At 70.8% G+C, this 26,882-nt stretch carries 21 protein-coding genes; 13 read left to right on the forward strand and 8 right to left on the reverse strand.

Going from position 1 to position 26,882, the window contains the following annotated elements:
* Positions 1–57 precede the first annotated feature (57 nt).
* Positions 58–1,272, reverse strand: a complete 1,215-nt coding sequence (locus tag ACMW4R_RS04065; RefSeq protein WP_058596463.1) for an amidohydrolase — start codon at positions 1,270–1,272, stop codon at positions 58–60.
* A 225-nt stretch (positions 1,273–1,497) separates the two neighbouring features.
* Here ACMW4R_RS04065 and ACMW4R_RS04070 point away from each other — a divergent pair, with 225 nt between their 5' ends.
* Positions 1,498–2,691, forward strand: coding sequence for an NAD(P)/FAD-dependent oxidoreductase (locus ACMW4R_RS04070; protein ID WP_418299223.1), 1,194 nt, complete (start codon positions 1,498–1,500; stop codon positions 2,689–2,691).
* Between the two features lie 112 nt (positions 2,692–2,803).
* A complete protein-coding gene (locus ACMW4R_RS04075; protein WP_418299224.1) occupies positions 2,804–3,991 on the forward strand; it encodes a septum formation family protein in 1,188 nt (395 codons plus the stop codon).
* A 157-nt stretch (positions 3,992–4,148) separates the two neighbouring features.
* Here the strand turns inward: ACMW4R_RS04075 and ACMW4R_RS04080 are convergent, their stop codons facing one another.
* Together ACMW4R_RS04080 and ACMW4R_RS04085 are read right to left on the reverse strand one after the other, a co-directional pair.
* A complete protein-coding gene (locus ACMW4R_RS04080) occupies positions 4,149–5,156 on the reverse strand; it encodes a LacI family DNA-binding transcriptional regulator (protein WP_418299225.1) in 1,008 nt (335 codons plus the stop codon).
* Between the two features lie 26 nt (positions 5,157–5,182).
* Positions 5,183–6,862, reverse strand: a complete 1,680-nt coding sequence (locus ACMW4R_RS04085; RefSeq protein ID WP_418299226.1) for a glycoside hydrolase family 13 protein — start codon at positions 6,860–6,862, stop codon at positions 5,183–5,185.
* 188 nt (positions 6,863–7,050) lie between these two features.
* Here ACMW4R_RS04085 and ACMW4R_RS04090 point away from each other — a divergent pair, with 188 nt between their 5' ends.
* Entirely contained in the window at positions 7,051–7,575 is a 525-nt protein-coding gene (locus tag ACMW4R_RS04090; protein ID WP_418299227.1) for an adenine phosphoribosyltransferase, read from the forward strand.
* Positions 7,576–7,654: 79 nt separating this feature from the next.
* On the opposite strand, the gene ACMW4R_RS04095 is transcribed toward ACMW4R_RS04090, so the two are convergent.
* The gene (locus tag ACMW4R_RS04095) at positions 7,655–8,344 is read right to left on the reverse strand and encodes a TetR/AcrR family transcriptional regulator C-terminal domain-containing protein (protein WP_418299228.1); all 690 of its coding nucleotides are present in this window, start codon (positions 8,342–8,344) and stop codon (positions 7,655–7,657) included.
* 123 nt (positions 8,345–8,467) lie between these two features.
* Here ACMW4R_RS04095 and ACMW4R_RS04100 point away from each other — a divergent pair, with 123 nt between their 5' ends.
* Positions 8,468–9,883, forward strand: coding sequence for an APC family permease (locus ACMW4R_RS04100; RefSeq protein WP_418299229.1), 1,416 nt, complete (start codon positions 8,468–8,470; stop codon positions 9,881–9,883).
* A 50-nt stretch (positions 9,884–9,933) separates the two neighbouring features.
* The gene (locus tag ACMW4R_RS04105; protein WP_418299230.1) at positions 9,934–11,562 is read left to right on the forward strand and encodes an amidohydrolase; all 1,629 of its coding nucleotides are present in this window, start codon (positions 9,934–9,936) and stop codon (positions 11,560–11,562) included.
* Positions 11,563–11,737: 175 nt separating this feature from the next.
* On the opposite strand, the gene hpxO is transcribed toward ACMW4R_RS04105, so the two are convergent.
* The 3 genes from hpxO to uraD are packed head-to-tail and all read right to left on the reverse strand — an operon-like array spanning position 11,738 to position 13,775.
* Positions 11,738–12,922 (reverse strand): FAD-dependent urate hydroxylase HpxO, encoded by a 1,185-nt coding sequence (hpxO, locus tag ACMW4R_RS04110; protein WP_418299231.1) that lies wholly within the window; start codon positions 12,920–12,922, stop codon positions 11,738–11,740.
* Positions 12,923–12,930: 8 nt separating this feature from the next.
* Positions 12,931–13,251 carry a hydroxyisourate hydrolase gene (gene uraH, locus ACMW4R_RS04115; RefSeq protein WP_058629988.1) on the reverse strand — a complete coding sequence of 107 codons (321 nt, stop codon included), beginning with the start codon at positions 13,249–13,251 and terminating at the stop codon, positions 12,931–12,933.
* Entirely contained in the window at positions 13,248–13,775 is a 528-nt protein-coding gene (gene uraD, locus ACMW4R_RS04120; RefSeq protein WP_418299232.1) for a 2-oxo-4-hydroxy-4-carboxy-5-ureidoimidazoline decarboxylase, read from the reverse strand. Before uraD ends, uraH begins: the two co-directional genes overlap by 4 nt.
* Before the next feature lie 241 nt (positions 13,776–14,016).
* On the opposite strand from uraD, the gene ACMW4R_RS04125 reads away from it, so the two are divergent.
* Together ACMW4R_RS04125 and ACMW4R_RS04130 are read left to right on the forward strand one after the other, a co-directional pair.
* Positions 14,017–15,591 (forward strand): RICIN domain-containing protein, encoded by a 1,575-nt coding sequence (locus ACMW4R_RS04125; protein ID WP_058629986.1) that lies wholly within the window; start codon positions 14,017–14,019, stop codon positions 15,589–15,591.
* A 38-nt stretch (positions 15,592–15,629) separates the two neighbouring features.
* Positions 15,630–18,965 carry a LamG-like jellyroll fold domain-containing protein gene (locus ACMW4R_RS04130; RefSeq protein ID WP_418299233.1) on the forward strand — a complete coding sequence of 1,112 codons (3,336 nt, stop codon included), beginning with the start codon at positions 15,630–15,632 and terminating at the stop codon, positions 18,963–18,965.
* Positions 18,966–19,054: 89 nt separating this feature from the next.
* On the opposite strand, the gene ACMW4R_RS04135 is transcribed toward ACMW4R_RS04130, so the two are convergent.
* Entirely contained in the window at positions 19,055–19,660 is a 606-nt protein-coding gene (locus tag ACMW4R_RS04135) for a helix-turn-helix domain-containing protein (RefSeq protein ID WP_418299234.1), read from the reverse strand.
* 160 nt (positions 19,661–19,820) lie between these two features.
* Between ACMW4R_RS04135 and ACMW4R_RS04140 the strand changes: the two genes are divergently transcribed.
* From ACMW4R_RS04140 to ACMW4R_RS04165, 6 genes are read left to right on the forward strand one after another with little or no spacing between them, the layout of a single operon-like run.
* Positions 19,821–21,584 carry an NCS1 family nucleobase:cation symporter-1 gene (locus tag ACMW4R_RS04140; RefSeq protein WP_418299235.1) on the forward strand — a complete coding sequence of 588 codons (1,764 nt, stop codon included), beginning with the start codon at positions 19,821–19,823 and terminating at the stop codon, positions 21,582–21,584.
* Complete coding sequence (locus tag ACMW4R_RS04145) at positions 21,581–22,333, forward strand: aspartate/glutamate racemase family protein (protein WP_418299236.1); 753 nt, start codon at positions 21,581–21,583, stop codon at positions 22,331–22,333. Before ACMW4R_RS04140 ends, ACMW4R_RS04145 begins: the two co-directional genes overlap by 4 nt.
* Positions 22,334–22,384: 51 nt before the next feature.
* Positions 22,385–23,719, forward strand: coding sequence for an allantoinase AllB (allB, locus tag ACMW4R_RS04150; RefSeq protein WP_058596481.1), 1,335 nt, complete (start codon positions 22,385–22,387; stop codon positions 23,717–23,719).
* The gene (locus tag ACMW4R_RS04155) at positions 23,716–24,960 is read left to right on the forward strand and encodes an acetamidase/formamidase family protein (RefSeq protein WP_418299237.1); all 1,245 of its coding nucleotides are present in this window, start codon (positions 23,716–23,718) and stop codon (positions 24,958–24,960) included. The genes allB and ACMW4R_RS04155 overlap by 4 nt, the downstream gene beginning before the upstream one ends.
* Positions 24,957–25,187, forward strand: coding sequence for a hypothetical protein (locus ACMW4R_RS04160; protein WP_418299238.1), 231 nt, complete (start codon positions 24,957–24,959; stop codon positions 25,185–25,187). The genes ACMW4R_RS04155 and ACMW4R_RS04160 overlap by 4 nt, the downstream gene beginning before the upstream one ends.
* Positions 25,184–26,758, forward strand: coding sequence for an AtzH-like domain-containing protein (locus ACMW4R_RS04165; RefSeq protein WP_418299239.1), 1,575 nt, complete (start codon positions 25,184–25,186; stop codon positions 26,756–26,758). Before ACMW4R_RS04160 ends, ACMW4R_RS04165 begins: the two co-directional genes overlap by 4 nt.
* Positions 26,759–26,882 lie beyond the last annotated feature (124 nt).

Consider the following 26,882-nt stretch of genomic DNA (forward strand, 5'->3'; position numbering starts at 1 on the left):
ACGAGAGGTGCCCACGTCCTCACGGACGCGGGCACCTCCGCGTGTGCGATCCGGATGTCAGTCCAAGAACTCCCGCGCCGCCACCACGAGGTTCTCGACGCCGCGGTCGATCGTCGGCTGCATCACCGGGGCGAAGAACGGCGAGTGGTTCGTCGGGATGTCACGCTCGATCGTGCCGCCGGCCAAGGCATCCGAGAACTTCTGCGGGTCCACTCCGCCCCAGAACCAGTAGACGAGCGGCACGCCCGCGTCGCGTGCGAACCACGACACGTCTTCGCTGCCGGTGAACATGCCCGGGTCGACGACGCTCGTCTCGCCGAACGCCCGACGGAAGGCCGCGGTCAGGCGGGCCGTGGCATCCGGATCGTTGATCGTCGGCGGCAGCGTGTGGTCGGTCGTGATGGTCGGGGTCTGCTCGGCGCCGGAGGCCTGTGCCTCGGCGCGGACGATACGCTCGACCTTCTCGAGCACGCGGTCGCGCGCGGCGTCGTCGGGGTAGCGCAGGCTCAGCTCGAGCTTCGCCTCGGCGGGGATGATGTTGTTCTTCAGGCCCGCGTGGATCGAGCCGACGGTCACGACGGCGACGTCGCGCGGGTCGACCTCGCGCGACACGATCGTCTGCAGCCGCATGACGGTCGCCGCAGCCATCACGACCGGGTCGATCGTGGAGTGCGGGCGCGAGCCGTGTCCACCGCGACCGTGCAGGACGACGGTGAGCCCGTCGGATGCCGCCATCTGGGTGCCCGGGCGCACGCCGATCGTGCCCGCGGGGAGAGGCGTCACGTGCTGACCGAGCACGATGTCGGGCTTCGGATAGCGGTCCAGGATGCCGTCGTCGAGCATCGCGCGAGCTCCGGCGCCGTACTCCTCGGCGGGCTGGAACACCGCGATGACGGTGCCCGACCACTCGTCGGTCGTCGCCACGAGCCGCTCGAGCGCGCCGATCATGGCGGTGATGTGCATGTCGTGCCCGCACGCGTGCATGACGGGAACGGCGTTGCCCGCCGGGTCGGTGCCGCGGGCGGTGCTGGCGTACGCGAGGCCCGTCTGCTCCTCGACGGGGAGTCCGTCGGTGTCGGCGCGCAGCCACACGACCGGACCGTCGCCGTTGTCGATCCGCGTGACGATGCCCGTGCGGCCGACCCCCTCTTCGAACTCGAGACCGAGGTCGGTCAGGTGCCGTGCGATCACGCCCGCCGTGCGCGTCTCCTGGAACGACAGCTCGGGGTGGGCGTGCAGGTCGATGTACAGGTTCTCGAGGTCGACGCTCATGCCCCGAGCCTAGTTCGCCGCGCCGCGCCGCGACCCTCCCCGCCGCCGCGCGGCCCGGGCATTGAGTGTCCAAGACACCCGGAACCCTCAGAAAATCGTCCGGGTGTTTTGGACACTCAACCTGGCCGGCCGGCCCCGCGCGGGGGTCATCGACGTCCGCTACCGGATGCCGCCTCGCCCCGCAACCCGTCCCGGGCACCCCGGCGCGACGGCGAGGCTGGCCGCATGACCACGACTCACTTCGATCACCTCATCGTCGGCGGCGGCATGGTCGCCGACACGGCGGCGCGCGGCATCCGTGAGATCGATGCCAACGGCTCGATCGGCATCCTGAGCGATGACGTCGACGCGCCCTACACGCGCCCCGCGCTCAGCAAGAAGCTGTGGACCGACGACGAGTTCACGTGGGACAAGGTGCCGCTCGGCACCGCGGACGACACCGGCGCCGACATCCACCTGCGCACGCGGGTCACGGCGATCCGCCCCGAGGAGCGGGAGGTGGATGCCAACGGCCAGACGTTCTCGTACGGAACCCTCCTGCTCGCCACGGGTGGGAAGCCCGTCGCCCTGCCGATCGAGGATCGGTCGAACGGTGAGCGGGCGTTGACCTTCCGCACCGCTGAGGACTACCGCCGTCTGCGGTCGCTCGCGGACGAGGTCGACCGGATCGCGGTCGTCGGGGGCGGCTACATCGGCTCGGAACTCGCCGCGGCTCTCGTGCAGAACGGCGTCGACACCGTGCTCATCCACACCGGGGCCGTCCTCGGCGACGCCGTGTTCCCCGCCGCGCTCGCGGAGAGGTTCGAGAAGCTCTTCCGTGATGCCGGTGTCGAGATCGTCGCCGGGTCGAAGGTCGCCGGGGGAGACGCGGATGCCACGGGCGCGCGCCTCGAGCTCGAGAACGGCGACGTGGTCCGGGCGGATGCGGTGGTCAGCGGTCTCGGGATCGAGGTCGCGACCGACCTGGCCGAGGGGGCCGGACTCACCGTCGATGACGGCATCGTCGTCGACGCGCAGCTGCGCACCTCGACCGACGGGGTCTGGGCGGCGGGAGACGTCGCGAGCTACCCCGACCGGATCCTCGGTCGCCGCCGTGTCGAGCATGTCGACAACGCGAATGAGCAGGGTCGGGCCGCGGGCCGCAATCTCGCGGGCGCCGCCGAGCCGTACACGCACACGCCGTACTACTACTCGGCGGTGTTCGGCATCCGGTACGAGGCGGTCGGGACCCTGGATGCCGCTCTCGACACCGTCGAGGACTGGATCGACCCCGAGCGCGGTGTCGTCTACTACCTCGACGACGACCGTGTCGTCGGCGTGCTGCTGTGGAACGTCGAAGACGCGCGGGACGCGGCGCGGAAGGTGCTGGCCGAGGCCGATCGGCTGTCGCGCGACGACCTCCCCGGTCGTATCCGCTAGCGCCTCGAGCGGCTCTTGTCACGCCCTCGCCCGTCACAGCGGGGTGCGGAGGCCGTCGCTATGATTCTCGTGCGTTGCTCGACGCCGCCGCGGAGAATCCTGGGGAGTTCCTATGCCTGAGCCCATTCTGATGCACCTGACGCTTCCGGCGGGCCCGGCGCGCGACGCGGTGGGGGCTGCTCTGGCCGAGCAGGGTTTCACGGTGCAGCCCACCGCCACGGGATCGCTCGATGTCTCGCGCGGAAGCCTGGGCACGACGCTCGTCGCCGGTGCCTTCGCCGGGCAGGACATGCACGTGCGATTCGACGTGCACGTGCGTGACGAGCCGGGCGGATCGGTGGTCGAGTTCGTCCACTCCGCGGCGGGCGGCTTCTTCAAGGGCGGTGCGGTCGGTGCTGTCAAAGCGGGTGACGTCGTCCGTGAAGCGGCGCACCGGACCGGCGTCCGACTCGCCGAGCAGGGACTCGTCCAGGGCGCGGTTCCCGTCCCTCCGGCCCCCGACGCGGCGGCGGGTGCTCCCGCGCCCGAGGGCGCTCCGGCCTCCGCGGGTGCTCCGGCTCCCGAGGGCGCGGCTCCGGCCGCCGCGCCCTACGCCGGGGCGCAGCCGGGCGGTGTTCCGGCCTACGCCGGCTCGGCATCCATCCCCCCGCCCGTGGACTACGCGAACCGCACCAACGTCGTGTCGATCTTCGCGCTCGTGCTCGGCTTCGTCGTGCCGATCGGCGGCATCATCGCCGGAGCGATCGGCCTTTCGCAGGTCAAGCGCACCGGCGAGAAGGGCCGCGGTCTCGCGATCGCCGGCATCATCGTCGGTTCGGTGATGACCCTCCTGGGCATCATCGGCGTCGTCCTCTTCTTCGTGTTCCTCACCATCGGCGCCGCCGCGTCGGAGGCTCAGTCGTCGGGAGACGGTGGCTACTCCGACCCGGGTCAGGGCGGCGACTCGAGCCAGCTGATGACGCTGACGGTCGGGGAGTGCCTCGACGATGTCGCTTCGGGTGTCCTCACGACCGACAACCTGGTCGACTGCGACCTGCCGCACACCTACGAGGTCTTCGGCGACTTCACCGTGCCCGACGGCGCCTTCCCCGGTGACGACGCCATCACGGCCTCCGCGGAGGAGCAGTGCAACGCCGCCTTCGAGGCGTACATCGGCGTCTCGTACAACGACTCGACCCTCGACTACAGCTACGTCAGCCCGACGAGCGACACGTGGGCGCAGGGCGACCGCGAGATCTCGTGCCTGGTGACCGACCCCTCCGGCGAGACCACGGGAACGCTGCAGGGGGCTGCGCGCTGACGTCGGCGCGGGTCATGACGCGCCGGTGAGCGTCCGGGCCGGCGTCGACCGATGCCCGGCGACGCAGGTCGTTTCGGAGAGTGCTCGGCAGCGCGACGTCGCTCCCGCCCGTGGGTCGTCGGAAGGACGCCGAGCCCCGGCGCCCTCGCCGCGCCCGTCAGCGTCGCGAGACGTCGACCGGCCCGGTCGAGCCGCGGTCGACCAGCTCGAAGGGGAGGGTGCCGAGCCCCGGCGCCGGGTCGGCGCCGTCGAGCTCGGCGAGTGCGGCCTCCGCCGCGCGTTCTCCCTGGCCGCGCGCGAACTGGTCGACGGTCGTGAGGCCGAACCAGCGGCCGAGTTCGTGTCCGTCGACGCCGATGATCGACACGTCGGCGGGAATCCGCAGGCCGAGCTCGCGCGCGGCGAGGATCGCGCCGATGGCCATCTCGTCGGATGCCGCGAAGATCGCGGTGGGCGGGACGTCGCCGGTCAGCGTGCGGGTGGCTGCCGCGGAGCCGCCCTCGATGGTGAAGTCGGCCGGCTCGAACACGGCGTCGGCGCCGATGGCATCCATCGTCTCGGTGAAGCCCCGCCGACGGAGTGCGGGAACCGACGAGGCCGCGTTGGTCGTCGTGTCGGCGCCGATGTGGGTGACGCGGCGGTGCCCGAGCGCGATGAGGTGCTCGGTCGCGAGGCGTCCGACCGCCCGGTCGTCGACCGTGAGCGTCGTCAGCAGCGGGTTCGGGCCGCCGATCGAGACCACCGGCACGCCGAGGCTGCGGAGCAGCGCCGACTCGGCGGCATCCATCTCGATCGCGATCGTGACGACGGCGTCGATCCGACGTCGGCGCAGGTGATCCTCGAAGACGCGGCGGCGTTCTGCCGGGTCGGCGCTCACGCTGTAGAGCGTGATGTCGTAGCCCTCGCGGACGAGCGCGTCGGAGATCCCCGCGAGAACGGTGCTGAAGAACCACCGGTCGAGGAACGGCACGACGACGCCGACCGCCCGGGCCCGCCCGGTCGCGAGGCTCGACGCCGCCGCCGAGACGACGTACCCGAGTTCCTCGGCGGCAGCGAGCACGCGATCGCGCGTCGCGGTCGACACCGGACCGCGTCCGCTCAAGGCGCGCGAGACCGTGGCCGTCGACACTCCCGCCCGGCGGGCGACGTCGTCGATACCGGCCACGGTCTCGCGATTCCGGATGCCGCGGCTTACGCCGCCGCGATCCAGACGGTGGTGTCGGTCGGCAGGGCGTCGCCGTCGAGGGGGCCGCTCGCCACGAGGACCTCGCCCGCGGGGAGCTCGACCGACTCGTCGCCGAGGTTGGCGATGACGGTGAGCGATCCGTTGCGGAAGGCCACGACGTCGTCACCGTACCCGTCGAGCCAGTCGAGCGCCCCGGCGCCGAGGTTGCGCTCGCGACGCTCGGCGAGCAGCGAGCGGTACAGCGACAGGGTCGAGGCGGGGTCGTCGACCTGCACGTCCCGCGCGAGCGCGGCCCACTCCGCGGGCTGGGGGAGCCACGACTCACCCGTGGTATTGAAGCCGTAGGCGGGGCCGTCGGCGGTCCACGGGATCGGGACGCGGCAGCCGTCGCGGCCGTAGCGCTCGCCGTTCGTGCGGAACCACGTCGGGTCCTGGCGGGCGTCATCGGGCAGGTCGATGACCTCGGGGAGGCCGAGCTCTTCGCCCTGGTAGAGGTACGACGAACCGGGGAGCGCGAGCATGAGCGAGGTCGCGGCGCGGGCGCGCTGCAGGCCCTTCACGGGGTCGGGCTGGCCGGGCGACTTCGGGCCGATGCCCGCGCCCTGCGGGTTCTCCGCCGTCAGCGCGAGGCGCGACGCGTGGCGCACGACGTCGTGGTTCGAGAGCACCCAGGTGCTGGGGGCGCCCACGGCGGCGTACTCCTCGAGCGACTCCGAGATCACGTCGCGGAGGGCCTCGGCATCCCACTTCGTCTCGAGGTAGTGGAAGTTGAACGCCTGGTGCATCTCGTCGGGCCGCACCCACAGCGCGGTCTGCGCGACGGTGGGGAGCCACGCCTCGGCGCACAGAGCCCGGTCGCCGTCGTACTCCGCGAGCACCTCGTGCCACTCGCGCCACACCTCGTGGACGCCGGGCTGACCCCAGTACGGCACCTCTTCGGCGTCGCCGCCCATGGAGCCGCCGTCCGGGTCGGGCGTGAAGTCGGGCAGGCCCTCGGCCTTGATGAGGCCGTGCGCGACGTCGACGCGGAAGCCGTCGACCCCGCGATCGAGCCAGAAGCGCAGGATGTCGCGGAACTCCGCGCGCACCTCGGGGTTGGTCCAGTCGAAGTCGGGCTGGCTCTCGTCGAAGATGTGCAGGTACCACTGGCCGGGCGTGCCGTCGGCCTCGGTCACGCGCTTCCACATGCCGCCGCCGAACACGCTCTCCCAGTTGTTCGGGGGAAGCTCGCCGTTCTCGCCCTTGCCGTCGCGGAAGATGTACCGCGCCCGCTCCGGGCTGCCGGGCGCGGCCTTCAGAGCCTCCTGGAACCACACGTGCTGATCGCTGGAGTGGTTCGGCACGAGGTCGACGATGACCCGGATGCCGCGCTCGTGCGCGCCCGCGAGCATCGCGTCGAAGTCGGCCAGGGTGCCGAAGATCGGGTCGACGTCGCGGTAGTCGGCGACGTCGTAGCCCGCGTCCTTCTGCGGCGACCGCTGGAAGGGGCTGAGCCAGATGGCATCCACCCCCAGCTGCTTCAGGTCGTCGAGGTGAGCTGTGACGCCGGGCAGGTCGCCCAGGCCGTCGCCCGAGGCGTCGGCGAAGGAGCGCGGGTAGATCTGGTAGATGACGGCGGTGCGCCACCACTCCGAGCCGGGTGCGGACGCGAGTTCGGGTCGCGAGTCCTGCTGCGTGAAAGTCATGCGGTACACCGTACTGCAAGCGCTTACATCGGCGTCAAGCGCGTTCCCGCACCGGCTCCCGCACCGGAGTGTCCAGAACACCCGGACGGTTCCGAGATTCGCCCGGGTGTTCTGGACACTCAACGGGGAAAGGCGTGAGAGTCGAGGCGCCGGGGACGCGGGGGCGAGGCCGCGATTAGGCTGGGGCGGTGCCCGACGCCTCCGCCCTCGCCCGTGCCGAATCGCTCATCACGAGCATCCCGGACTACCCCAAGCCCGGGATCGTGTTCCGCGACATTACGCCCCTGCTGACGGATGCCACGGCCCTGCGCACCGTCGTCGAGGCGCTCGTCGAGCCCTTCGCGGGCCGGTTCGACGCCGTTGCGGGAGTCGAAGCGCGCGGCTTCCTCCTCGCCGGAGCCGCGGCCATCGCCGCGAACGTCGGGCTGATGCCGATCCGCAAGGCCGGGAAGCTGCCCCGACCCGCCGCCGCGGTCGAGTACGACCTCGAGTACGGCTCGGCCACGATCGAGATGCACGACGACAACGCCGCCGGTGCGCGCGTCCTGCTGCTCGACGACGTGCTGGCGACGGGCGGCACGCTCGCCGCCGGTCGTGAGCTGCTCGAGGCGGTGGGCAGCGAGGTCATCGGCATCGCGACGCTGCTCGAGATCGACGGCCTCGGCGGCCGCGAGGCTCTCGGCGGCGACGTGCACGCGATCTTCCACGTCTGACGCGGCTCCCGCCTGCGCGCCCGCGCCGCACTCAACGTGAGAGGGGTGCGCCGCCGCGCCCGACGCCGGGCGCGCCCCGCTACCCGCGACCCAGGCGCAGCCGGAGGCCCTCGAGCAGGGCGTCGAGGCCGAGGGTGAACGCGAGGTCGGCGGGGGTGGCGCCCTGAGCCTCGGCGAGTTCCCGGCGAGCGTGGTAGGCCGCGGCGAACGTGGGGACGTCGGCCCGATCCCCCGGATCGAGCATGTCCTGCGGGGCGGAGGCGTCGAGCGCCGAACCCAGCACGAAGGACTCCACGGCCACGATGACGCTCATCGTTTCTGCGGCTGACCAGCCGGCATCCTGAAGCTGGGATGCCAGGTGGTCGTACGATCTGCCGACGGTCGAGGTCGCGTCCAGGGGGAGCGCCGACAGGTACGCGACCGTCGAGGGGTGAGCGGCGAAGGCCGCGCGATAGGCGTGCGCCCAGTTGCGGAGAGCGTGGTCCCATCGGGGATCGGGAGCGGCGTCGGCGTCGATGCGTTCGGCGAGGATCTCTCGGATCTCCGCGAACACCGCCGTCTTGTTCTCGACGTGGTTGTACAACGACGACACGCGCACGCCGAGCGCTCGCGCCAGATCGCTCATGCGGAACCCGGTGTCGCGATCGTCGTCGAGCAGGCGTAGGGCGGTCTCGCCGATGAGGCGGCGAGAGAGCACTCCGACCCGCGGACGCCCCACCGGGCGGGGTCGTCCGGCGGCCTCGGACGCTGTCTTCGCTACTGCACTCACGCTGTTTCCTCGCCGTCGAGCCGGAGAAATCCGAGCCGGAGAAACATTGTACGTGCGGATAAATCGAACTATGTTCGTTTTACGCGATCGCAGGTGATCGCACCTCACCCAAGGAGTTCGCTCATGTCTCAGCGTTCCCGCACCTCCCTTCCCCGCTCGATGGGCGTCGTCGGCCTCACCCTCTTCGGCATCTCGTACATGGCCATCGGCACGGTCTTCACCACGTACGGCATCGTGAACCAGCTGACCGAGGGGCACCTCGTGGCGTCCTACGCCGTCGCCCTGATCGTCATGCTGTTCACCGCCTCGAGCTACGCCGCGATGGTCCGCCGCTACCCGGTCGCCGGTTCGGCGTACACCTACGCACAGCAGTCGTTCGGCGGGGGCGTCGGCTTCCTCACCGGGTGGATCCTGCTGCTGGACTACCTGTTCATCCCGATGATCAACTTCCTCATCCTCGGGCTGTACGCCAACACCCAGTTCCCCGACGTGCCCGTCTGGGTGTTCACCCTCGGCGCGATCATCGTCGCGCTCATCCTGAACGTCCTCGGCATCTCGCTGGTGAGCAAGGTCAACACCGCGGTCGTCCTGATCTCGTTCGCCGCGGTCGTGGTCTTCGCCTTCTTCGCCATCAAGACCGCGATCGGAGACCCGAACGCGCCGGGCGTCCTCGAACCGTTCCTTCCGGGCAGCGCGCAGTTCAGCCCGGTGCTCACGGGCGCCGCGGTGCTCTCGCTCTCATTCCTCGGCTTCGACGCGGTGTCGACCCTGTCCGAAGAAGCGAAGCGTCCGCGCCGCGACATCCCGGTCGCCATCATGATCACCACGATCGTCGGCGGACTCCTCTTCATCGCGGTCGCCTGGGTGGGCGCTCTCGCCTACCACCTGTCCGACTGGAGCACCGCGCCGCAGGCGCTCCTGGATGCCGCGGGTGCGGTGCTCTTCGACCACGTCGGGGGACCGATCCTCGCCGGCACCTTCGTCTTCGTCACCGTCATCGGCACCCTCGGCGCCGGGCTCGCGGGACAGGCGGCGGTGTCTCGCATCCTGTTCTCGATGGGTCGAGACGGCATCCTTCCGCGTCCGCTGGGCGGCCTGTCGAAGAAGTACGGCACCCCGGTGGTCGCGACGGCCCTCGTGTCGGTCGTGGCCCTCGCGGGGCTGTTCGTGACGCTCGCCCAGGCCGCGTTCATGATCAGCTTCGGCGCGCTCGTCGCCTTCGCGATGGTGAATCTCTCGGTCATCCGCACCTATCTCTTCCCGCCGCGCGCGGAGCGTCGCGCGCTCACCGCGGGACGCCTCGTGCGTTACGGGATCGTCCCCGCGATCGGCTTCGCGCTCACGCTCTGGCTGTTGAGCTCGCTCGAGGGCGGGACGTGGGTCATCGGCGGCATCTGGGCACTGCTGGGCGTGGTGATCCTCGCGATCAAGACGGGGATGTTCCGGCGCCCGGTTCCGAAGCTCGACTTCTCGGAGGTCGAACCCACCACCGAGGCGATCGACCAGCTGCCGCGCGAGTCCTTCCTGGGGCAGAAGTGACGGCATCCGATCGAAGCGACACCCGTCGCTCACTGAGAAGGGAGGCACCCATGCCCGAGAACACCGACCTGCTGGTCCTCGCGGGAGCGATCCTGACGCCGACGGCCCTCGCCGGAGCGCCCGCGGAGGCCGGGTTCGTGGCGATCCGCGACGGCGTGATCGTGGGGGTGGGGACTCCGGATGCCGCTGACTCGTGGATACCGCGCGCTCAGCGCGTCGTCGACCTGGGTGATGCGACGCTCACCGCTGGCATCGTCGATGCGCACATCCATCCCGTCGCCGGGATCGGGATGACGAGAGGCGTCGATCTGAGCGAGGCGGAGACCCTCGAGGACGCCCAGCAGGCGCTGGCCGCGGAGTCCGCCGACGCGGGCGAATGGGTGTTCGGGTGGGGTCTCAACCCCATCGTCTTCGGTGTGGCGGCACCGTCGATGCGACTCTTCGACCGGCTGCCGCAGGACCGCCTCGCGTTCGTGCAGCTGTTCGATGCGCACTCGGCCGTCGCGTCCGGGGCGGCGCTGGCTCGCGCGGGTGTCACGGGTGCCGAGACCTTCGACGACGCCTCGTCGATCGCCGTCGACGCCGAGGGCACGCCGACGGGATATCTCCTCGAGCACCGCGCCATGGGGCGCGTCACACGCATCATCCCCGCCCTGACTTTCGAGGAGCGGCGTGATGCCCTCGTCGCCATCCTGCGTGGCATGGCCGAGACGGGCGTGACGATCGGGCAGATGCTCGACTCGTCCGACCCCGACGCCTTCGACCTCTTCGATGCGATCGAGGCGGAGGGCGAGCTGCCGATCCGTCTTCGCGTCTCGCCGATGGCCGTTCCCGGTTCCACCGAAGCGGACTGGGCGCAGCTCGCCGACCTGCAGGGCCGGCACGGCCGCCGCTGGGAAGTGCGCGGCATCAAGCTCATGATCGACGGCACCATCGACAACGGCACCGCGTGGTTGCGAGAGCCCGACACTCTGGGCGAGTCGACCGAGTCGCTCTGGCTCAGCCCGCCGGAATACGCCGCCGCCGTCGAGTACTTCCACGCCCGCGGCATCCCGACGACGACCCACGCGATCGGCGATCGCGGCATCGAGTTCGTGGCCGCGACGTTGAACGGCCTCGAGCGCACCGGTGTCCCGCACCGCATGGAGCACATCGAGACGCTGCCCGACGACGTGCTGGATCTCATCGTCGAAGCCGGAGTCTCGGTCAGCATGCAGCCGACGCACTGCACGCACTTCACGCGCGCGGACCACACCGACAACTGGTCGCGCCGCCTCGGCGACGAGCGCGCCGACCGCGCGTGGCGCACGCGCGACCTGCACGACAAGGGCGTGGTCGTGGCTCTCGGGTCGGACTGGCCGGTGGCGCCGTACGACGCACGGGCCACCCTCGCCGCGGCGATGCTCCGCCGCCCGGCGGGTCGCGTGGATGTCACGCCCGTCCTGCCCGATCAGGCCCTCGACGCCCCGGTCGCCCTCGACGCGCACACGCGCGGATGGTGGCGTTCGGTCGGCGAGGCCGGCGGGACCATCGAGGAGGGGATGCCGGCCTACCTCACGGCGTTCTCCGCCAACCCGCTGACCGCGGATCCCGACGCCTTCGCGACGGCCGACGTGCTGTTGACGGTCGTCGGCGGTGACGTGGAGGTCGACCGGACGGCGGTGACCGCGCGGGGGTGACGCGTCCGTCCCGCGGCGACGGTGCGCCGAACTCCTGAGTTTTCGGACTATTCGGGGCTGGATGCCGCAGGTTCTCGCCCTCGCCGGGTGTCCGGCATCCGTTTCTCAGGAGTTTCGCGCGCGCGCCGGCCGCGCGCCAGCCGCGCCCGCCCGCGCGCCGGCCGCGCCCGACGGGTCAGCGCATCACGCTCGCGCCCAGCTCCACGGGGCTGCCCTCGATGTTGCCCACGATCCCGCGGATGACCCCCGTCCCGTCCTCGCGGCGCAGGCCGTCGTACCAAGCCTGCGTCGCGGCGATGTCGAAGGCGTGCGTCTCGTGCGCGCGCTTGCGGGCACGCAGCACGAGGTCGCCGGCCCGCTCCGTGCGGATGCGCTCGTAGCGCTTCAGCGAGTCCTCGACGCCGAGCGTCGTCGTGGCGAACACGATGCCGAGTGCGAAACTGTCCTCGAGGGCCGAGCACGCGCCCTGGCCGATGTCCGGCGCGGTGTTGTGGGCGGCGTCGCCGAGGATCGCGACGCGCCCGCGCACCCACGTGTCGAAGGGGTCGATGTCCCAGATCTCGACGCGGTTGAGCGACTCGTCGGGGTCGATCCCGTCCAGCAGCGCCCGCACCCCGGGCGCGCCCCACTCGCCGAAGGCCTGCTCGAGCGCGGCCATGCGGTCCTCGACCACTCCCGATGGCCCGGGGACGTCGACGAAGAAGTAGAACCGGTTGCCCGCGACCGGCATGACCGCGCAGCGCTTGCCGTCGCCGACGTAGGTCGTCCACTGATCGAGCGGTCCGATCCGCTCGTCGGCGCGTACGAGACCGTTGTAGTTCACGTAGCCCGAGTAGGACCTCTCGGGACGGATGCCGGTGGGCTCGGTGACGTAGTCGCGCACGAGCGAGCGTGCCCCGTCGGCCCCGATCAGCAGGTCGGCGGTGTCGGTCGAACCGTCGGCGAAGGTGGCGGTGACGACGCCGTCGGCCTCGGAGACACCGGTCAGCTGCTTGCCGAGGTGGATATGCGCGGAGCCGACGGCATCCATCATCAGCTGCTGGAGGTCTGCCCGGGCGACCGGATACGGGCGTTGACCGGTCTGTTCGGTCACCGGGGCGAGGCTGAAACGGCAGAGCTCGTCGCCGGTGTGGCCGTCGTAGTAGGCCATGTCGTCCATGCGCCCGCCGAGGGCGGCGACCTCGGGGCCGAGGCCGAGCCAGTTGAGCACCTTCACGCCGTTCGACCACAGCGACAGGGCGGCGCCCACCGGGCGGTTCTCGCGCATGCGGTCGTACACGACGACCTCGTGGCCGAGCTTCTGCAGGGCGAGGGCCGCGGAGGTTCCGCCGACTCCCGCCCCGATCACGATGACTCTCATGCCTCTCCTCAGCTGCCGCGGTAGGTCGAGTAGGCGAACGGGCTCAGCAGCAGCGGCACGTGCAGATGCGCCTCGCCGCTCACGGTGAACGCGACCGTCGCGATCGGGTGGAACGACGCGACCCCGCGCGCGCGGAAGTACGCACCGGTGGCGAAGGTCAGCGCGTAGTCGCCGTCGTCGAGTCGTTCGGGGCCGAGGGCGAGGCGTCCGTCTCCGTCGGTCGTGCCCTCGGCGACGGGGGTGCCGTCGAGTCGGGCCAGTGCGACGGCGACGCCGGTCGCGGGCGTGCCCGCCGTGGCATCCAGGATGTGGGTGGTGAGGTGGGTCATTCGGCGTCCTCGGGGTCGGCCGGCGCCTCGTCGGCGAACGTCGTCCGCAGGCGCAGCAGGGCGATCTCGGCGAGCTGGCGGGTGGCTTCCACGGTCTCGGTGTCGGGGTCGTTGCCGAGGCGACGTTCGAGCTCGGCGCGCATCTCGCTCGGCGTGCGTCCGGCCGCGCGGATGAGGAAGACGCGGCCGAACCGCTCCTCGTATGCCGCGTTCCCGGCGGCGATCGCGGCGACGTCGTCGTCGGCGGCGGAGGCCATGGACCCCTGTTCGCGACGGGATGCCGCGGCCTCGGCGCCGTCGCCTGAGACCTTCGCGCCGATGCGGGGGTGCGCGTGCAGCGCCGCCTCGAGGTCGTCCGGCGACCAGACGGCGGCGAGGTCTCCGGCGTACGCGGCGAGGGCGTCGACGTCGGCGTAGGGGCGACCCGCGACGACGGCATCGACCCAGCCCGGGATGTCGGCCCAGACGCGGACGACGGCCGTGGCATCCGCCGTCGAGGCCGCGTTGAAGTGGTGCAAGTGCATGCCGGTCAGGCTAGGCGCGCCGCGTTACGGGGCTGTGGCGGGATGTGTCGGCGATGTTGCTGTGGGGAACATTCGTGTGCGGCGATCGGCCGCGCCCGTCCACGCGGCGAGAACCCGCCGTTCATCTCTAGATACCGCCCGTGAGAGTTGCCGGGCAGATCGCGTGGATAGCTTCTGTCCGGCCCGCCCGAGGGCCGACGCCTGGAAAGGGCGCCCCATCCGCGAGAGGACCCCGTTTCCCATGCCCCCCACGTCTCCGAGACGGTCCCTGCGACTTCTCGCCGCCGTCGCCGTCTCACTCGTCGGGCTGATGGTCGCCGCACCGGCTTCAGCCGCGCCGATCGACCGCGTCCAGGCATCCACCTCCGCCCTCCCCTCGGGAGTCGGGGCTCCCACGCTCCTGCTGCTGGAGAGCGTGAACGCGACAGGAAAGGTCCTGCAGATCGGCGACACGAACGCGCAGGTGTCATCGGCGCCCGGCGCGACGGACCGCGCCGCCGCCGCGATCGAGACCATGAGGACCGGCAACGCAGCGTCGCTGAAGGCGCAGGCGTTGCGCTTCTATCCCGTCACGGGATCGGCCAACACCTACCTGATCGCCGATCAGCAGGACCGGGTCCTCGTCCGTTCCCGCAACAGCGAGACGGCCTTCCGCTACCTCCAGCTCGCCGATGTCGCGGACTCCGCGTCAGATCCCTACGCCCAGTGGGAGGCGCGCGACGCCGGCGACGGCACCGTCAACCTCGTGAACGTGCAGCCGGATCCGTCGTCGCAATCCGCCGCGCTCGATCTGTACAACTGGAAGACCACCGACGGCTCGGAGGTGCAGACGTACACGCTCAACACGGGTGCCGCCGTGCAGAAGTGGCGGATGCACACGCTGCAGGCCACCGTGGCGGTCCCCAGCGCGGTGGTCCCCGCGGGGTCGGCGCCGTCGATGCCGACGAGCCTTGCTGCCCGATACGGCTGGGGAGGATCGGTTCCCCTGACGTCGATCGCCTGGCGCATGCCCGATCGATCGGTCTGGAACAGCAGCGGCGAGGTCGACGTGACCGGAACGGCATCCGGTTTCTTTGGTGAGGCGGTCGCGGTCACGGCGCACTTCTCCGTCGGTTCGCCCGGTCAGGCGGACGATTCGGCGCTGAAGTCCTACGCGGGTGTGAGCGTGAAGGAGCTGCGGATGCTCGCCCCGCGCACGGTCGTCCGCAAGGTCGGCGGAACGGCGGCGACCGTGACCTCCCCGGTGTCGTGGGACTGGTCGGCGCTCACGGATGCCGCGCTCGCGCAGCCCGGAACCGTCACGGTCGAGGCGGTCGCCGGATCGGGCTTCAGCGCGCGACTGATCATCACGCTCGTCGCACCCGAGCGCGTGAACCTGCTGCGGCAGAACGGTGTGCGTCCGGACTGGACGTTCAAGGACGGCACGACGTTCGCCCTCACCGATGGCAACCGCAACGCCGTCGGTTTCGCCGACTGGCGCAGCGGTGGAGCCGCCAACCGGGTCAACCCCAACCGGGTGTCGTTCTCGTTCGATCAGCCTCGCCAGATCACCGGGGTGAACGTCTACGACATCGGCGGGAAGCAGAACATCGGCACCGTGACCGTCCAGTACCGCACCCTGCTCGGCGGGTGGAAGAACCTGCCGACCGCGTCGGGCTGGCCCGTCACCAACGCGACCGCCAACCTCTCCCTCGAGGTCACCTCCACCCCCGTGCTCGCCACCGGCCTGCGCGTGATCGTCGGCAACAAGTCGTCCGGCACGTGGATGACCCTCTCGGAGGTCGAGGCCTACGGGCCCCGCACCCCCGCTTCCTGACTCGCCGTTCCGCTTTCCCGCATCTGATGAGAAGAGAGATGTCCATCCAGCCTCGTCGCGCCTCGCGCGCACGTTCCGTGGTCGCCGCCGTGACGGCGTTCGCCCTGTCCACCCTCGTCCTCGGCAATGCCTCCGTCGCGCTCGCGGCTGACGGGAACACCCCCTCGTCGGCCCCGTCCGCCGCCGCATCAGCCGACGCGCCCGCCACCGCGGACCGATCCAGCTTCCTCCTGCCGGTCCTCCCCGACACGCAGTTCTACTCGCGCTACAGCGCGTCGCAGTTCTACCCCCAGTACGGAACGAACCCGTTCGAGGCGCAGACGCAGTGGGTCGTCGACCACAAGAACGACCTGAACATCCCGTTCGCCGTGCAGCTCGGCGACGTCGTCGACCAGCAGTGGGTGGGCGATCAGTGGACCGCCGCGTCGAAGGCCATGCGGATCCTCGAGGACGGGGGCGTGCCGTACTCGATCATCCCGGGCAACCACGACGTGGCCGACCAGGGCGCACGCTCGTCGGAGGCCAACGCGGCGAACTACCTGACGAACTTCGGGGCGACGACGCTGAAGCGGCAGGCCGGAGGAACGCTGCTCGGCACCTTCCAGAACGGGTACTCCTCGGCTTACGACTTCCAGGCGGAGGGACACGACTGGATCGTCCTCTCGCTCGGCTGGAACGCCTCCGACGACACGTTCGCGTGGGCACAGGGCATCCTCGATGCCCACCCCGGTGTCCCCGTGATCTTGAACTCGCACGCGATCATCGGCATCGACCAGGACCAGATCTCGCCCACGAGCTGGTGGTACGGCGACCTGCTGTGGGACAAGCTCATCCGCAAGAACGACCAGATCGTCCTGACCCTGAACGGTCACTTCCACGGGGCGACCCAACGAACCCTGACCAACGACTTCGGACACCCCGTGTTCGAGGTGCTGACGGACTACCAGATGGCCGCGGACGGCGGTAACGGCATCATGACGCTGTTCGAGTTCGACCTCACGAACAACAGCATCGACGTCGACACCGTCTCGCCCTGGGTGTCGAAGAAGCACGCCGATGCACTCACGTCGACGGACACCCCCGTGCTCGACGGGAAGTGGCAGCAGTTCAGCCTCCCGATCGACTTCGGCGCCCGCTTCGGTTGGTCGGCCCCCACCGCGGCGCAGGCCGACAACGTCGATCTGTCGGAGCGAGCCAAGCAGATCGTGTCGGCGGGATGGACCGGACAGGGGAAGGAGCAGCAGCTCGCCGTCGCCGGGAACGACAGCGACTACGTGCGCGTCGACGGGACGATCGCGCACTGGCGGTTCGGCGGCGTCGCCGGGGGCGACATGACGGACACGACCGAGATCCCCGACATCGCCGGGTCGAGCCCGATGTACCGCAACCCCGTGGACGACACCGACGCGCCCGACACGAGCGACGACGTCTCGATCTCGCACGCCAACGTGCCGGTGTACTCGGCCGACAAGGGCGCGGTGTGCTTCACCGACGTCCACCGTAATGCGGGCGCGCGCGACAACCTCGGCTACATCACCACCGAGTACGGGGCCCCGGCCACCTTCGCGCACCTCGACGCGAGCACCGGTTACACGCTCGAGACGTTCCTTCAGATGGACACCAACTGGACCGAGGCGGCCAACCGCTGGGGAGCAGCCATCACGCGCGGCGGTGCCCGGCAGTGGATGGGGATCAACGACTCCTCCGACCCCGGTGCCGGTGCCGCCTGGCTGGGCATCTCCAACCTCCGCGAGTACCAGTACTCGGCAGCGGATCCGCGCTCGAAGAACTCCTACACCCTCTGGTCGGGCGAGATCATGCCCGGGGCGTGGCACCACGTCGCGATCGTGAACAACCCGGCCTCGGGGACGGTCATCATGTACGTCGACGGCGTGCCGGTGCTGCGCAACGCCTCGCAGGTCGGCGGGATGATGGCCGCGGACTTCATGCCGTGGATCATCGGCGCCTCGACGTGGAACACCGAGCCGGAGCACGGCTGGTACGGCTGCGTCGGTGAGACGCGTCTCGTCGACCACGCCCTGACCACCGACCAGTTCCTGTACCAGCGTCAGAACATCGACGCCGGCGGACCGCAGTTCGCCCTGGCGACGGACGTGGCGTCGGCGCAGCCGGCGGGGACGTCTCTCGCGTCGTTCGAGGGCACCGGGCTCGCCGGCGCCGACGTGCGCGTCGTCGACCAGGGCCGCACGATCGGTCGGGCAGCGGTCGCCGCGGACGGCACCTGGCACATCGCCCTCGACACCCCCGTCTCGGGCGCCGGTGCTCACCCGCTGAGCTTCGTGCAGTCGCTGGGCAGTCGCGACGGGAAGCCCCTCGAGGCGACGGTGACCATCTCGGCGCCCGTGCCGACGCTCACCGACCCGTCGGAACAGCGCGTGCTGGTGGGGGGAACGGCGACGTTCTCGGTGACCGCGGGGGGATCGCCCGCTCCGACCGTCGCCTGGCAGTCGTCGGCAGACGGATCGACCTGGGCGGATGTCGCGGATGCCACCTCGTCGATCCTGACGGTGAAGGATGCCACGACCGCGATGAACGGCCGGAAGTTCCGCGCCGTGGCCTCCAACGTCGAGGGCGGCAAGACCGTGTCGGCGGCGGCGACCCTCACCGTCATCGATCCGACCCCGTCGGTGCCGTCCTCGTCGGACCTGGCTCCCGTGGACGTCACGGGTCCTCTCGACGGGGGGACCACCGTGACGGTGCACGCGGGCGCGGCGCATAAGGGTCAGACTCTGCGGGCGTGGGCGTGGTCCTCGCCGACGGACCTCGGACAGGTGACGACGGATGCCGCGGGCGACGCGATCGTCGACGTCTCCGCGCTCGAAGCGGGCCGCCACACCGTCGCGCTCACGCAGCCGAACGATCCGACCGTCCTCGCCTGGGGCACGTTCGAGATCCCGGTGCACCCGACCACGCTGCGCGACAACGCGGAGCTGCGCACCACGGTGACCGCGAGCGATCTGTGGTCTCTCGATGCGCAGAAGTCCTCGGTGGACTTCGGCTCGGTCGAGCGGGGGATGCGTGCGACGGCGAACCTCGGCAAGGTCACCGTCGTGGATGATCGTGCCGCGCTGACGGGATGGACGCTCACCGCGACGGCCACGCCTTTCACCAGCGGCACCTACTCCGCCCCGGCGGACGCGCTCGGCATCCGACCCATCTCGTTCGCGGGCGAGGTCCTGCTGCCGGGTCTCGCCGTCGGCACGGGCGGAGGGGTCATCGCCACGGGCGCGGCCGGCGTGTCCACGGGGGTCGGCGGCGCGCGCTTCGACGCCGGCCTGGACTTCACGCCACCCAAGGATGCGCCCGTCGGTGTCTACCACTCGACGCTGACGCTGACGCTCGTCGCGAAGTAGAGCACGGAGGAGCCCCCGTCGACCTTCGGGTCGGCGGGGGCTCCGCCGTGCTGTGAGGTCTTCGCAGGTCCGCGCGGTCGCGCCCCGCGTCAGGCGTGCACGATCAACCAGTGCGCCACGGCATCCGTCTCACCGGTGTTGTGCAGGCGGTGGGGGACCGAGCAGGGGTAGCTGATGGCATCCCCCGCTCGCAGGATCACGCGCTCCGCTTCGAAGTCGATCGTGAGCTCACCCGCGACGACCGTGCCGACCTCGTAGCCCTCGTGATGGAAGAGGCCGTCGGCGCCGTGGGCGGACGCCCCGGGCGGGTAGATCGACTCGAAGTAGTCGACGCCGGGCGACGACCCGGGGGTCAGGCGACGGAACGAGACGCCGCTGTCGAGCACGATGTCGGGCGACTGCCCCGCGCGCTGAAGGGTGAAGCCCGAGGGCCCGGCGGGTTCGACGGGACGGTCGGATGCCGGATCGAAGGCCGCGACGAGCGGAACGCCGAGCGCGTCGGTGATGGCGATGAGCCTCGAGACGCTCGGCTGCATGACCCCGCGCTCGATCTGCGAGACGGCGCTGGGGGAGATGCCGAGCTTCGCGGCGAGCGCGCGGGCGGAGATCCCCCGCGCGGTGCGCAGCGCGCGGATGCGCTCGCCGACGCCGCCGGCGGGGACGGCGGTCTCCTCAATGGTGGCGGGCTGCGTCATGCCCCCGAGTCTAGGGAGCCGCGGAGCGTGAAGGAGCGACTTCACACGCTCGTTACATGAGCGAAACCAGCGGCGTTGTGTGAACCCATAACTTCACATCAGAGCTCCACTCCGGCCGCGGACTCCACGTCGTGGCATCCATCGTCCTGAGAGGAATGACATGACTTCCACACCGCTCACCGGCCCCCACGATCTCGTGGAGGCCGCCGGCCACCCCCACGGGGGCGGCAACATGAAGCCCCACTACGACGACCGTCTCGCCAACGAAGACCTCGCGCCGCTGCGCAAGCAGAAGTGGTCGAGCTACAACATCTTCGCGTTCTGGATGAGCGACGTGCACTCGGTCGGCGGCTACGTCACCGCCGGTTCGCTGTTCGCCCTCGGTCTGCAGTCGTGGCAGGTGCTCGTCGCGCTCATCGCCGGCATCGTCATCGTGCAGGTCTTCGCGAACATGGTCGCCAAGCCCAGTCAGAAGACGGGTGTTCCGTACCCGGTGATCAACCGTGTGGTGTTCGGCATCCGGGGTGCGAACATCCCCGCGATCATCCGCGGCCTCATCGCGATCGCCTGGTACGGCGTGCAGACGTTCCTCGCCGCGGAGTCGCTGAACATCATCTTCCTGAAGTTCGTGCCGGGATCCGCGGCGCTGCTCGACGTCTCGTTCGCAGGTCTGTCGGCGCTCGGGTGGATCTCGTACGCGATCCTGTGGACCGCGCAGTTCCTGCTGTTCTGGAACGGCATGGAGGTCATCCGCCGCTTCATCGACTGGGCGGGCCCCGCCGTCTACGTCGTGATGATCGTGCTCGCGGTGTACCTCGTGTCGCAGGCCGGCATCCAGAACATCTCGTTCACCCTGTCGACGAACCAGCTCGACTTCTGGGCGTCGATCCCCGTGATGTTCGGCGCGATCGCGCTGGTCGTCTCGTACTTCTCCGGTCCGATGCTGAACTTCGGCGACTTCGCCCGTTACGGCAAGAGCTTCGCCGCAGTGAAGAAGGGCAACTTCTGGGGCCTGCCCGTCAACTTCGTGTTCTTCTCGCTGCTGACGGTCATCACGGCATCGGCGACCGTGCCGGTGTTCGGCTCGCTCATCACCGATCCGATCAAGACGGTGGAGCAGATCGACACGCCCTTCGCGATCCTGCTGGGCGGCCTGACCTTCGTCACCGCCACGGTGGGCATCAACATCGTCGCGAACTTCATCTCGCCCGCCTTCGACTTCTCCAATGTCGCACCGAAGAAGATCTCGTGGCGCGCGGGCGGCATGATCGCCGCCGTCGGCTCGACGTTCCTCATGCCCTGGAACTGGTACTCCAACAGCGATGCGATCCACTACTCGCTCGGCGTCCTCGGCGCGCTGATCGGTCCCCTCTTCGGCATCCTGATCGCCGGGTACTACATCGCCGCCCGTCAGCGCGTGAAGGTCGACGCGATGTTCACGATGGATGCCAAGGGGCCCTACTGGTACCGCAACGGTTTCAACCCGAACGCGGTCAAGGCCGTCATCGCGACGGGTGTGCCGACCGTGGCGATCGCCGTCTTCCCGAAGCTGTTCGCCGACCTGGGACTCTTCAACGTCTCGTGGATCAGCGACTACAGCTGGTTCATCGGCTGCGGCCTCGGCTACGTGCTCTTCCTGCTCTTCGAGCGTCTCGACCCGCGGGTGCCGACGTTCGAGGGCGAGACCGAGGGCATCTCGGACGGCACGGTGGATGCCGTGGAGGCTCCCGCCGAGGCCGAGGCCGAGGCCGAGGCGCTGGTGCTGGCGCAGACGGCCGCGGATGCCGGGACCCCGGTGCCGGGCTCCGGAGCCGCGGCGCCCGCGGTGCTCGCGCAGACGGTTCAGGATGCCGTCGTTCCGGAGCGCGGGACAGCAGCGTCCGGGCGCCCGACCGCCGCCGGCCCGCGCGAGGCGCTCGCGTGAGGATCCTGCTCATCAACCCCAACACCTCCCGGGCGATGACCGCGAAGATCGCGGAAGCCGCCCGGGGGGTGGCGGGACCCGACGTGGTCGTCGACGCGGTGTGTCCCGCGGTCGGAGCGTCCGCGATCGAGAGCCACGTCGACGAGGTCGCCGCTGCCGCCGCGGTCGTCGAGCTGGTCGCCGCCGACCGCGACGGCGCGAGCCCCGCGGATGCCTACGTGATCGCGTGCTTCGGCGACCCGGGGCTCGACGCGGCGCGCGAGCTGGTCGACGCTCCCGTCGTCGGGATCGCCGAGGCCGCGATGCACCTGGCCACGGTGTCGGGTCGGCACTTCGGGGTCGTCACGACACTCAGTCGGACCCTCGGTCGTGCCCACGACCTCGTCGCGCGGTACGGCATGGAACGGGCGTGCGTGTCGCTCGCCGCGACCGGGATCCCCGTGCTCGACCTCGAGGAGACCGGGTCGCTCGCGGTAGAGACCATCGCGAGTTACAGCGCCGACGCCGCCGCGGGCGGAGCCGACGTCATCGTGCTCGGCTGCGCCGGCATGGCCGACCTCTGCGCCGAGCTGACGGCACGCGTCGGTGTCCCGGTCGTGGACGGGGTCGCGGCGGCGGTGGGGATGGCATCCGGGATGGTCCGCATGGGACTCGGGACGAGCAAGCGCGACGAGTACGCGCTTCCGGCTCGTGGGGCAGCTGCGCCCGCCCTTCCTCCCCAGGCGGCGAATCTCGAGGTGTTTGCATGAATGTTGATCACGGTTACATCTGCGAAACGCGGGGCGCTTAGCGTGGCCGGTATGAGCACACGGATCGCCGCACGACGGGTCTATCTCGACGGGGAGTTCCGCCCCGCGACAGTCGTGAGCGAGGGCGGGGTCATCACCGCGGTCGAGCCGTTCGACGCCGCGGCCGAGACGGTGCTGCCGGGCGATTCCGTGCTCCTGCCGGGCCTCGTCGACTCGCACGTGCACCTCGACGAACCGGGCCGCACCGAGTGGGAGGGCTTCGCGACCGGCACCGCCGCAGCCGCCGCCGGCGGCGTGACGACCATCGTCGACATGCCGCTGAACAGCCTCCCTGTCACAACCACGACGGATGCTCTGGATGCCAAGCGCGCGGCCGCCGCGGGAAAGCTCGCGGTCGACGTCGCCTACTGGGGTGGCGCGGTGCCCGAGAATCTCGGATCCTTGCGCGAGCTCGCCGACGCCGGGGTCGTGGGTTTCAAGTGCTTCCTGTCGCCGAGCGGCATCGACGAGTTCGGACATCTCGATGCCGAGCAGCTCGAGCGCTGCCTCGCCGAGCTCGCCACCTTCGACGGACTGCTGATCGTCCACGCCGAAGACCCCGCGCACCTGCACGCCGACGGCGCGCTCGGTCCGCGCTACCGCGATTTCGAGGCCAGCCGTCCGCCCCTGAGCGAGAGGGCGGCCATCCGCCGGGTCATCGAGGCCGCGCGCCGCACGGGCGCCCGAGCGCACATCGTCCACGTGGCCGACGGGGGAGCGCTCGACGACGTGCGCGCCGCCAAGGCCGAGGGCGTGCGGCTGACGGTCGAGACCTGCCCGCATTACCTGACGCTCGACGCCGAGGCGGTGCCCGACGGGGCGGGCGCGTTCAAGTGCTGCCCTCCGATCCGCGGCGGTGACAACCGCGACCTGCTGTGGGCCGGGATCGTCGACGGCACGATCGACGCGATCGTCAGCGACCACTCGCCGGCGACCGTGGAGCTGAAGGGCAACCCCGATTTCGGTCTCGCCTGGGGCGGGATCGCGGGCCTGCAGACCGGACTTTCGGCCGTGCACTCCACGGCCCGCGCCCGGGGCTTGGCGTTCGAGAGCATCCTGCCGCTCCTCACGACCGGGCCGGCCCGCATCGCGGGCCTCGACGGGCTCGGCGTCATCGAGCCGGGCGCCCCGGCGCACCTCGTCGCGTTCGCTCCCGATGAGGAGTTCGTCGTGGATGCCGCCGCCCTCGAGTACCGCAATCCGGTCTCACCGTGGCATGGGCAGACGCTCACGGGCGTCGTGCGAGAGACCTGGCTCCGCGGCGAGTCGGTGTACCGCCGCGGCTCCGCGGTGACGGAGCGCGGGGGACGCGAGATCCTGCGCGCAACCGCGGCGGTGGACGCGTGAGCGGTGGCGAGGCGCGCCGCGCCGCGTCCGAGGTCCCCGTCCCGATCCTGCAGCCCGGCACCGGTCCGATCCCCGGTGACCACTACCTCCCCGCGACCCCGACCACCGTCCTCTGGGGTCGCCTTCCCTGCGCCGCCGACGCCGCCGTGCTCGAGATCGCGTCCGGCGAGACCGTGACCTTCGACACCGTCAGCCACGAGGGAATCCTCGACGATCAGGGCAAAGACCCGGGCGCCTACTTCGCGGCCCACGGGGTGCCGCGCGAACAGGTGCTCGACGATGCGGTCGAGATCGCGGCATCCGTTCTCCGCGATCCCGTCGCCGACGGACCCCACGTGGTCGTCGGACCCGTGCACGTGGACGGAGCGCACCCGGGCGACCTGCTCAAGATCACCGTAGAGACCCTCGTGCCGCGCGTGCCGTACGGCGTGATCTCGAACCGCCACGGCAAGGGCGCGCTCGTCGGAGAGCTGCCGCGCGGTGAGCACAACGTCAGCGTGTTCGCGGCGGTCGCCGAGCGAGAGGGAGTCCTGCACGGAACGCTTCCCGTCGTCGAGGGCGGCGAGCCCGTCGTGGCGTTCCCGCTCGCGCCGTTCCTCGGGACGATGGGCGTCGCGGTCGCGGACGATGAGCGCCCCCACTCGGTCCCGCCCGGAACGCACGGCGGCAACATCGACATCAACCTCCTCGTCGAGGGCACCACGCTGTTCCTCCCCGTCCAGGTCGAGGGCGCGCTCGCGTACGTCGGCGATCCGCACTTCGCGCAGGGCGACGGCGAGGTGGCGCTGACCGCCCTCGAGGCGTCGCTGCGCGCCACGCTGCGCTTCGAGGTGATACCCGCGGACGCCGCGCGCGCGGCATTCGGCGAGGTCACCGGGCCGCTGGTCCGGACGCCGGAGTACCTCGTCCCGACCGGGATGGACGTCGACCTCGACGAGGCGATGCGCGCGTGCGTCCGCGCCTCGCTCGCTCTGCTGAACGGGCGGTGGGGGATGGACGAGCACGTCGCCTACGCCTACCTCAGCGCCGCGACCGATTTCGACATCTCGCAGGTCGTCGACATCGTGTCGGGAGTGCACGCGCGGATCCGCGAGGCGGACTTCGCGGGCGTGCCGTCGATGGAGCCCGAGGGCGTGGCATCCGGGCTCCGGTCTTCAGTGTCCAGAACACCCGGAGGTTTCGCCGAGGAGTCCGGGTTTCTTGGACACTCAACGCCCGAGCGCGAAGGAGACACCGCATGACCCCCGCCCTCGCCGCCGCAATCGCCCGCGCTGAAAACTCGGGCGCGCCGGGTCGCGCCCTGCGTGCCGATGCCGCCGCGCTGTCCGCCGCCGCGCGCTCTGCCGCCGCGCGCTCTGCCGCTTCAGTGTCCAAAACACCCGGACGTTTTTCCGAAGAGTCCGGGTTTCTTGGACACTCGACCGACCAGCCCGACGGTGACGCACGCAGGAACGGACGACGGCCATGACGGATGCCACGATCCCGGCCGAACTCCGCGACGCCTTCGACGCGTACGAGCGCGCGATCGTCGCGAACGACCTCGACGCTCTCGACGCCTTCTTCGCCCCGGGGTCCGACACACTCCGCGGCGACCCCGCGGGGCTGCTCGTCGGACACGACGCGATCAGCGGGTTCCGCTCACTTCGTGGCGGCGTACCCCCGCGCGACATCACCGACGTGCACTATCGCCCGCTCGGGCCCGACGTCGCCCTGCTCATGTCGGTCTCGCGCTTCCGCGGCGGAGGCCGGGGCCTGCAGACGCAGGTGTGGCAGCGCATCGACGGCACCTGGCTCATCACCGCGGCCCACGTCGCCCCTCGCACGCCCGCGCTCGACCGGTCGATCTGGCGTAGCGTCGGCGACCCCTTCCAACAGGGCGCCTGGGAAGGTCCGCTTGCCGGACTCACCGTCGCCGTGAAAGACCTGTTCGCGATCGCGGGTTTCCGCATCGGGGCGGGCAACCCGACCTACCTCGAGGGGGCGCGGCCCGAGAAGGTCACCGCGCCCGCCGTCGCCGACCTCCTCCGCGCCGGAGCGTCACTGCGCGGCATCGCCCGCACCGACGAGTTCGCCTACTCGATCGCCGGCGACAACGTGCACTACGGCACCCCGCCCAACGGTGCGGTCGTCGGGGCGCTCCCCGGCGGATCGTCGAGCGGTCCCGCATCTGCCGTCGCCGTGGGACACGCCGACATCGGCCTCGCCACCGACACCGCCGGGTCCATTCGCGTCCCCGCGTCGTACCAGGGCCTCTGGGGCCTGCGCACGACGCACGACCTCGTTCCGCGACAGGGCATGCTGCCGCTCGCTCAGTCGTTCGACACGATCGGTTGGCTCACCCGCGACGGCGACACGCTCGAGCGTGTGGCCGAGTGGTGCCTCAGCTACGACGGCTCGGCGTCGACCGAGAACGTCTACGGCGCCTCCGGCGGCGACCTGCCGTGGCGGTTCCTCGTCCCCGACGAGATCCTCGCGTGCGTCGAACCGACGACCCGCGAGGCGTTTTCGAAGCTGTTGGCCGCGCTCTCGGCATCCGACGATCCGCCGCCCTTCCGTGCCGTCGAAACGGGCGATCTGGATGCCGCCTTCACGGCGTTCCGTACCGTGCAGGGGGCCGAAGCCTGGCGCAACAACGGCGAGTGGCTGCGGGCGCACCCCGGGGCGGTGGGTCCGGCGGTCGCCGAGCGCTTCGCCGTCGCGGCGCGGATCACCCCCGCCGACGAAGACGCGGCGCGTCGAGACCTCGAACCGATCGCGGCGCACCTGGCCGAGCTCGTCGACGGGGCCGTCCTCGTGTTCCCGACCGTTCCGGGCCCCGCGCCGCAGCGCACGGCCGATGTCGACGCCGTCCGCGCGGCGACCCTGCGCATGACGGCTCCGGCCGCGATCGCGGGCCTTCCCTCGATCTCCGTACCGCTCCTGACGGTCGACGGCGCACCCGTCGGCGTGTGCCTCGTGTCGCGCGCGGGCACCGACATCGCGCTGGTGCGCCTGGCGCGGCGCCTTGCGGCCCTGGTCGAGGCGGGGGGCGGCCGATGACCCGTGTCGCTCTGTCGCCTCGCCGTGCGAAACTCCTGACTTTTCGCCCTCAAATGGCGGCCAAGCCCATTCCGGTGGCACCCATCGTGCGTTCTTCAGGAGCTCGGCCCGCTCACCCTGGGCC

The organism is Microbacterium sp. S1037 (assembly GCF_048381605.1).
Taxonomy (GTDB): domain Bacteria; phylum Actinomycetota; class Actinomycetes; order Actinomycetales; family Microbacteriaceae; genus Microbacterium; species Microbacterium testaceum_B.

Coding starts and splice junctions, on each gene's coding strand:
- ACMW4R_RS04065 (WP_058596463.1), bottom strand. CDS start 1,272: ATGAGCGTCGACCTCGAGAACCTGTACATCGACCTGCACGCCCACCCC.
- ACMW4R_RS04100 (WP_418299229.1), top strand. CDS start 8,468: ATGTCTCAGCGTTCCCGCACCTCCCTTCCCCGCTCGATGGGCGTCGTC.
- ACMW4R_RS04165 (WP_418299239.1), top strand. CDS start 25,184: ATGACGGATGCCACGATCCCGGCCGAACTCCGCGACGCCTTCGACGCG.
- ACMW4R_RS04075 (WP_418299224.1), top strand. CDS start 2,804: ATGCCTGAGCCCATTCTGATGCACCTGACGCTTCCGGCGGGCCCGGCG.
- ACMW4R_RS04160 (WP_418299238.1), top strand. CDS start 24,957: ATGACCCCCGCCCTCGCCGCCGCAATCGCCCGCGCTGAAAACTCGGGC.
- ACMW4R_RS04070 (WP_418299223.1), top strand. CDS start 1,498: ATGACCACGACTCACTTCGATCACCTCATCGTCGGCGGCGGCATGGTC.
- uraH (WP_058629988.1), bottom strand. CDS start 13,251: ATGACCCACCTCACCACCCACATCCTGGATGCCACGGCGGGCACGCCC.
- ACMW4R_RS04135 (WP_418299234.1), bottom strand. CDS start 19,660: ATGACGCAGCCCGCCACCATTGAGGAGACCGCCGTCCCCGCCGGCGGC.
- ACMW4R_RS04130 (WP_418299233.1), top strand. CDS start 15,630: ATGTCCATCCAGCCTCGTCGCGCCTCGCGCGCACGTTCCGTGGTCGCC.
- ACMW4R_RS04105 (WP_418299230.1), top strand. CDS start 9,934: ATGCCCGAGAACACCGACCTGCTGGTCCTCGCGGGAGCGATCCTGACG.
- ACMW4R_RS04140 (WP_418299235.1), top strand. CDS start 19,821: ATGACTTCCACACCGCTCACCGGCCCCCACGATCTCGTGGAGGCCGCC.
- hpxO (WP_418299231.1), bottom strand. CDS start 12,922: ATGAGAGTCATCGTGATCGGGGCGGGAGTCGGCGGAACCTCCGCGGCC.
- ACMW4R_RS04085 (WP_418299226.1), bottom strand. CDS start 6,862: ATGACTTTCACGCAGCAGGACTCGCGACCCGAACTCGCGTCCGCACCC.
- allB (WP_058596481.1), top strand. CDS start 22,385: ATGAGCACACGGATCGCCGCACGACGGGTCTATCTCGACGGGGAGTTC.
- ACMW4R_RS04125 (WP_058629986.1), top strand. CDS start 14,017: ATGCCCCCCACGTCTCCGAGACGGTCCCTGCGACTTCTCGCCGCCGTC.
- uraD (WP_418299232.1), bottom strand. CDS start 13,775: ATGCACTTGCACCACTTCAACGCGGCCTCGACGGCGGATGCCACGGCC.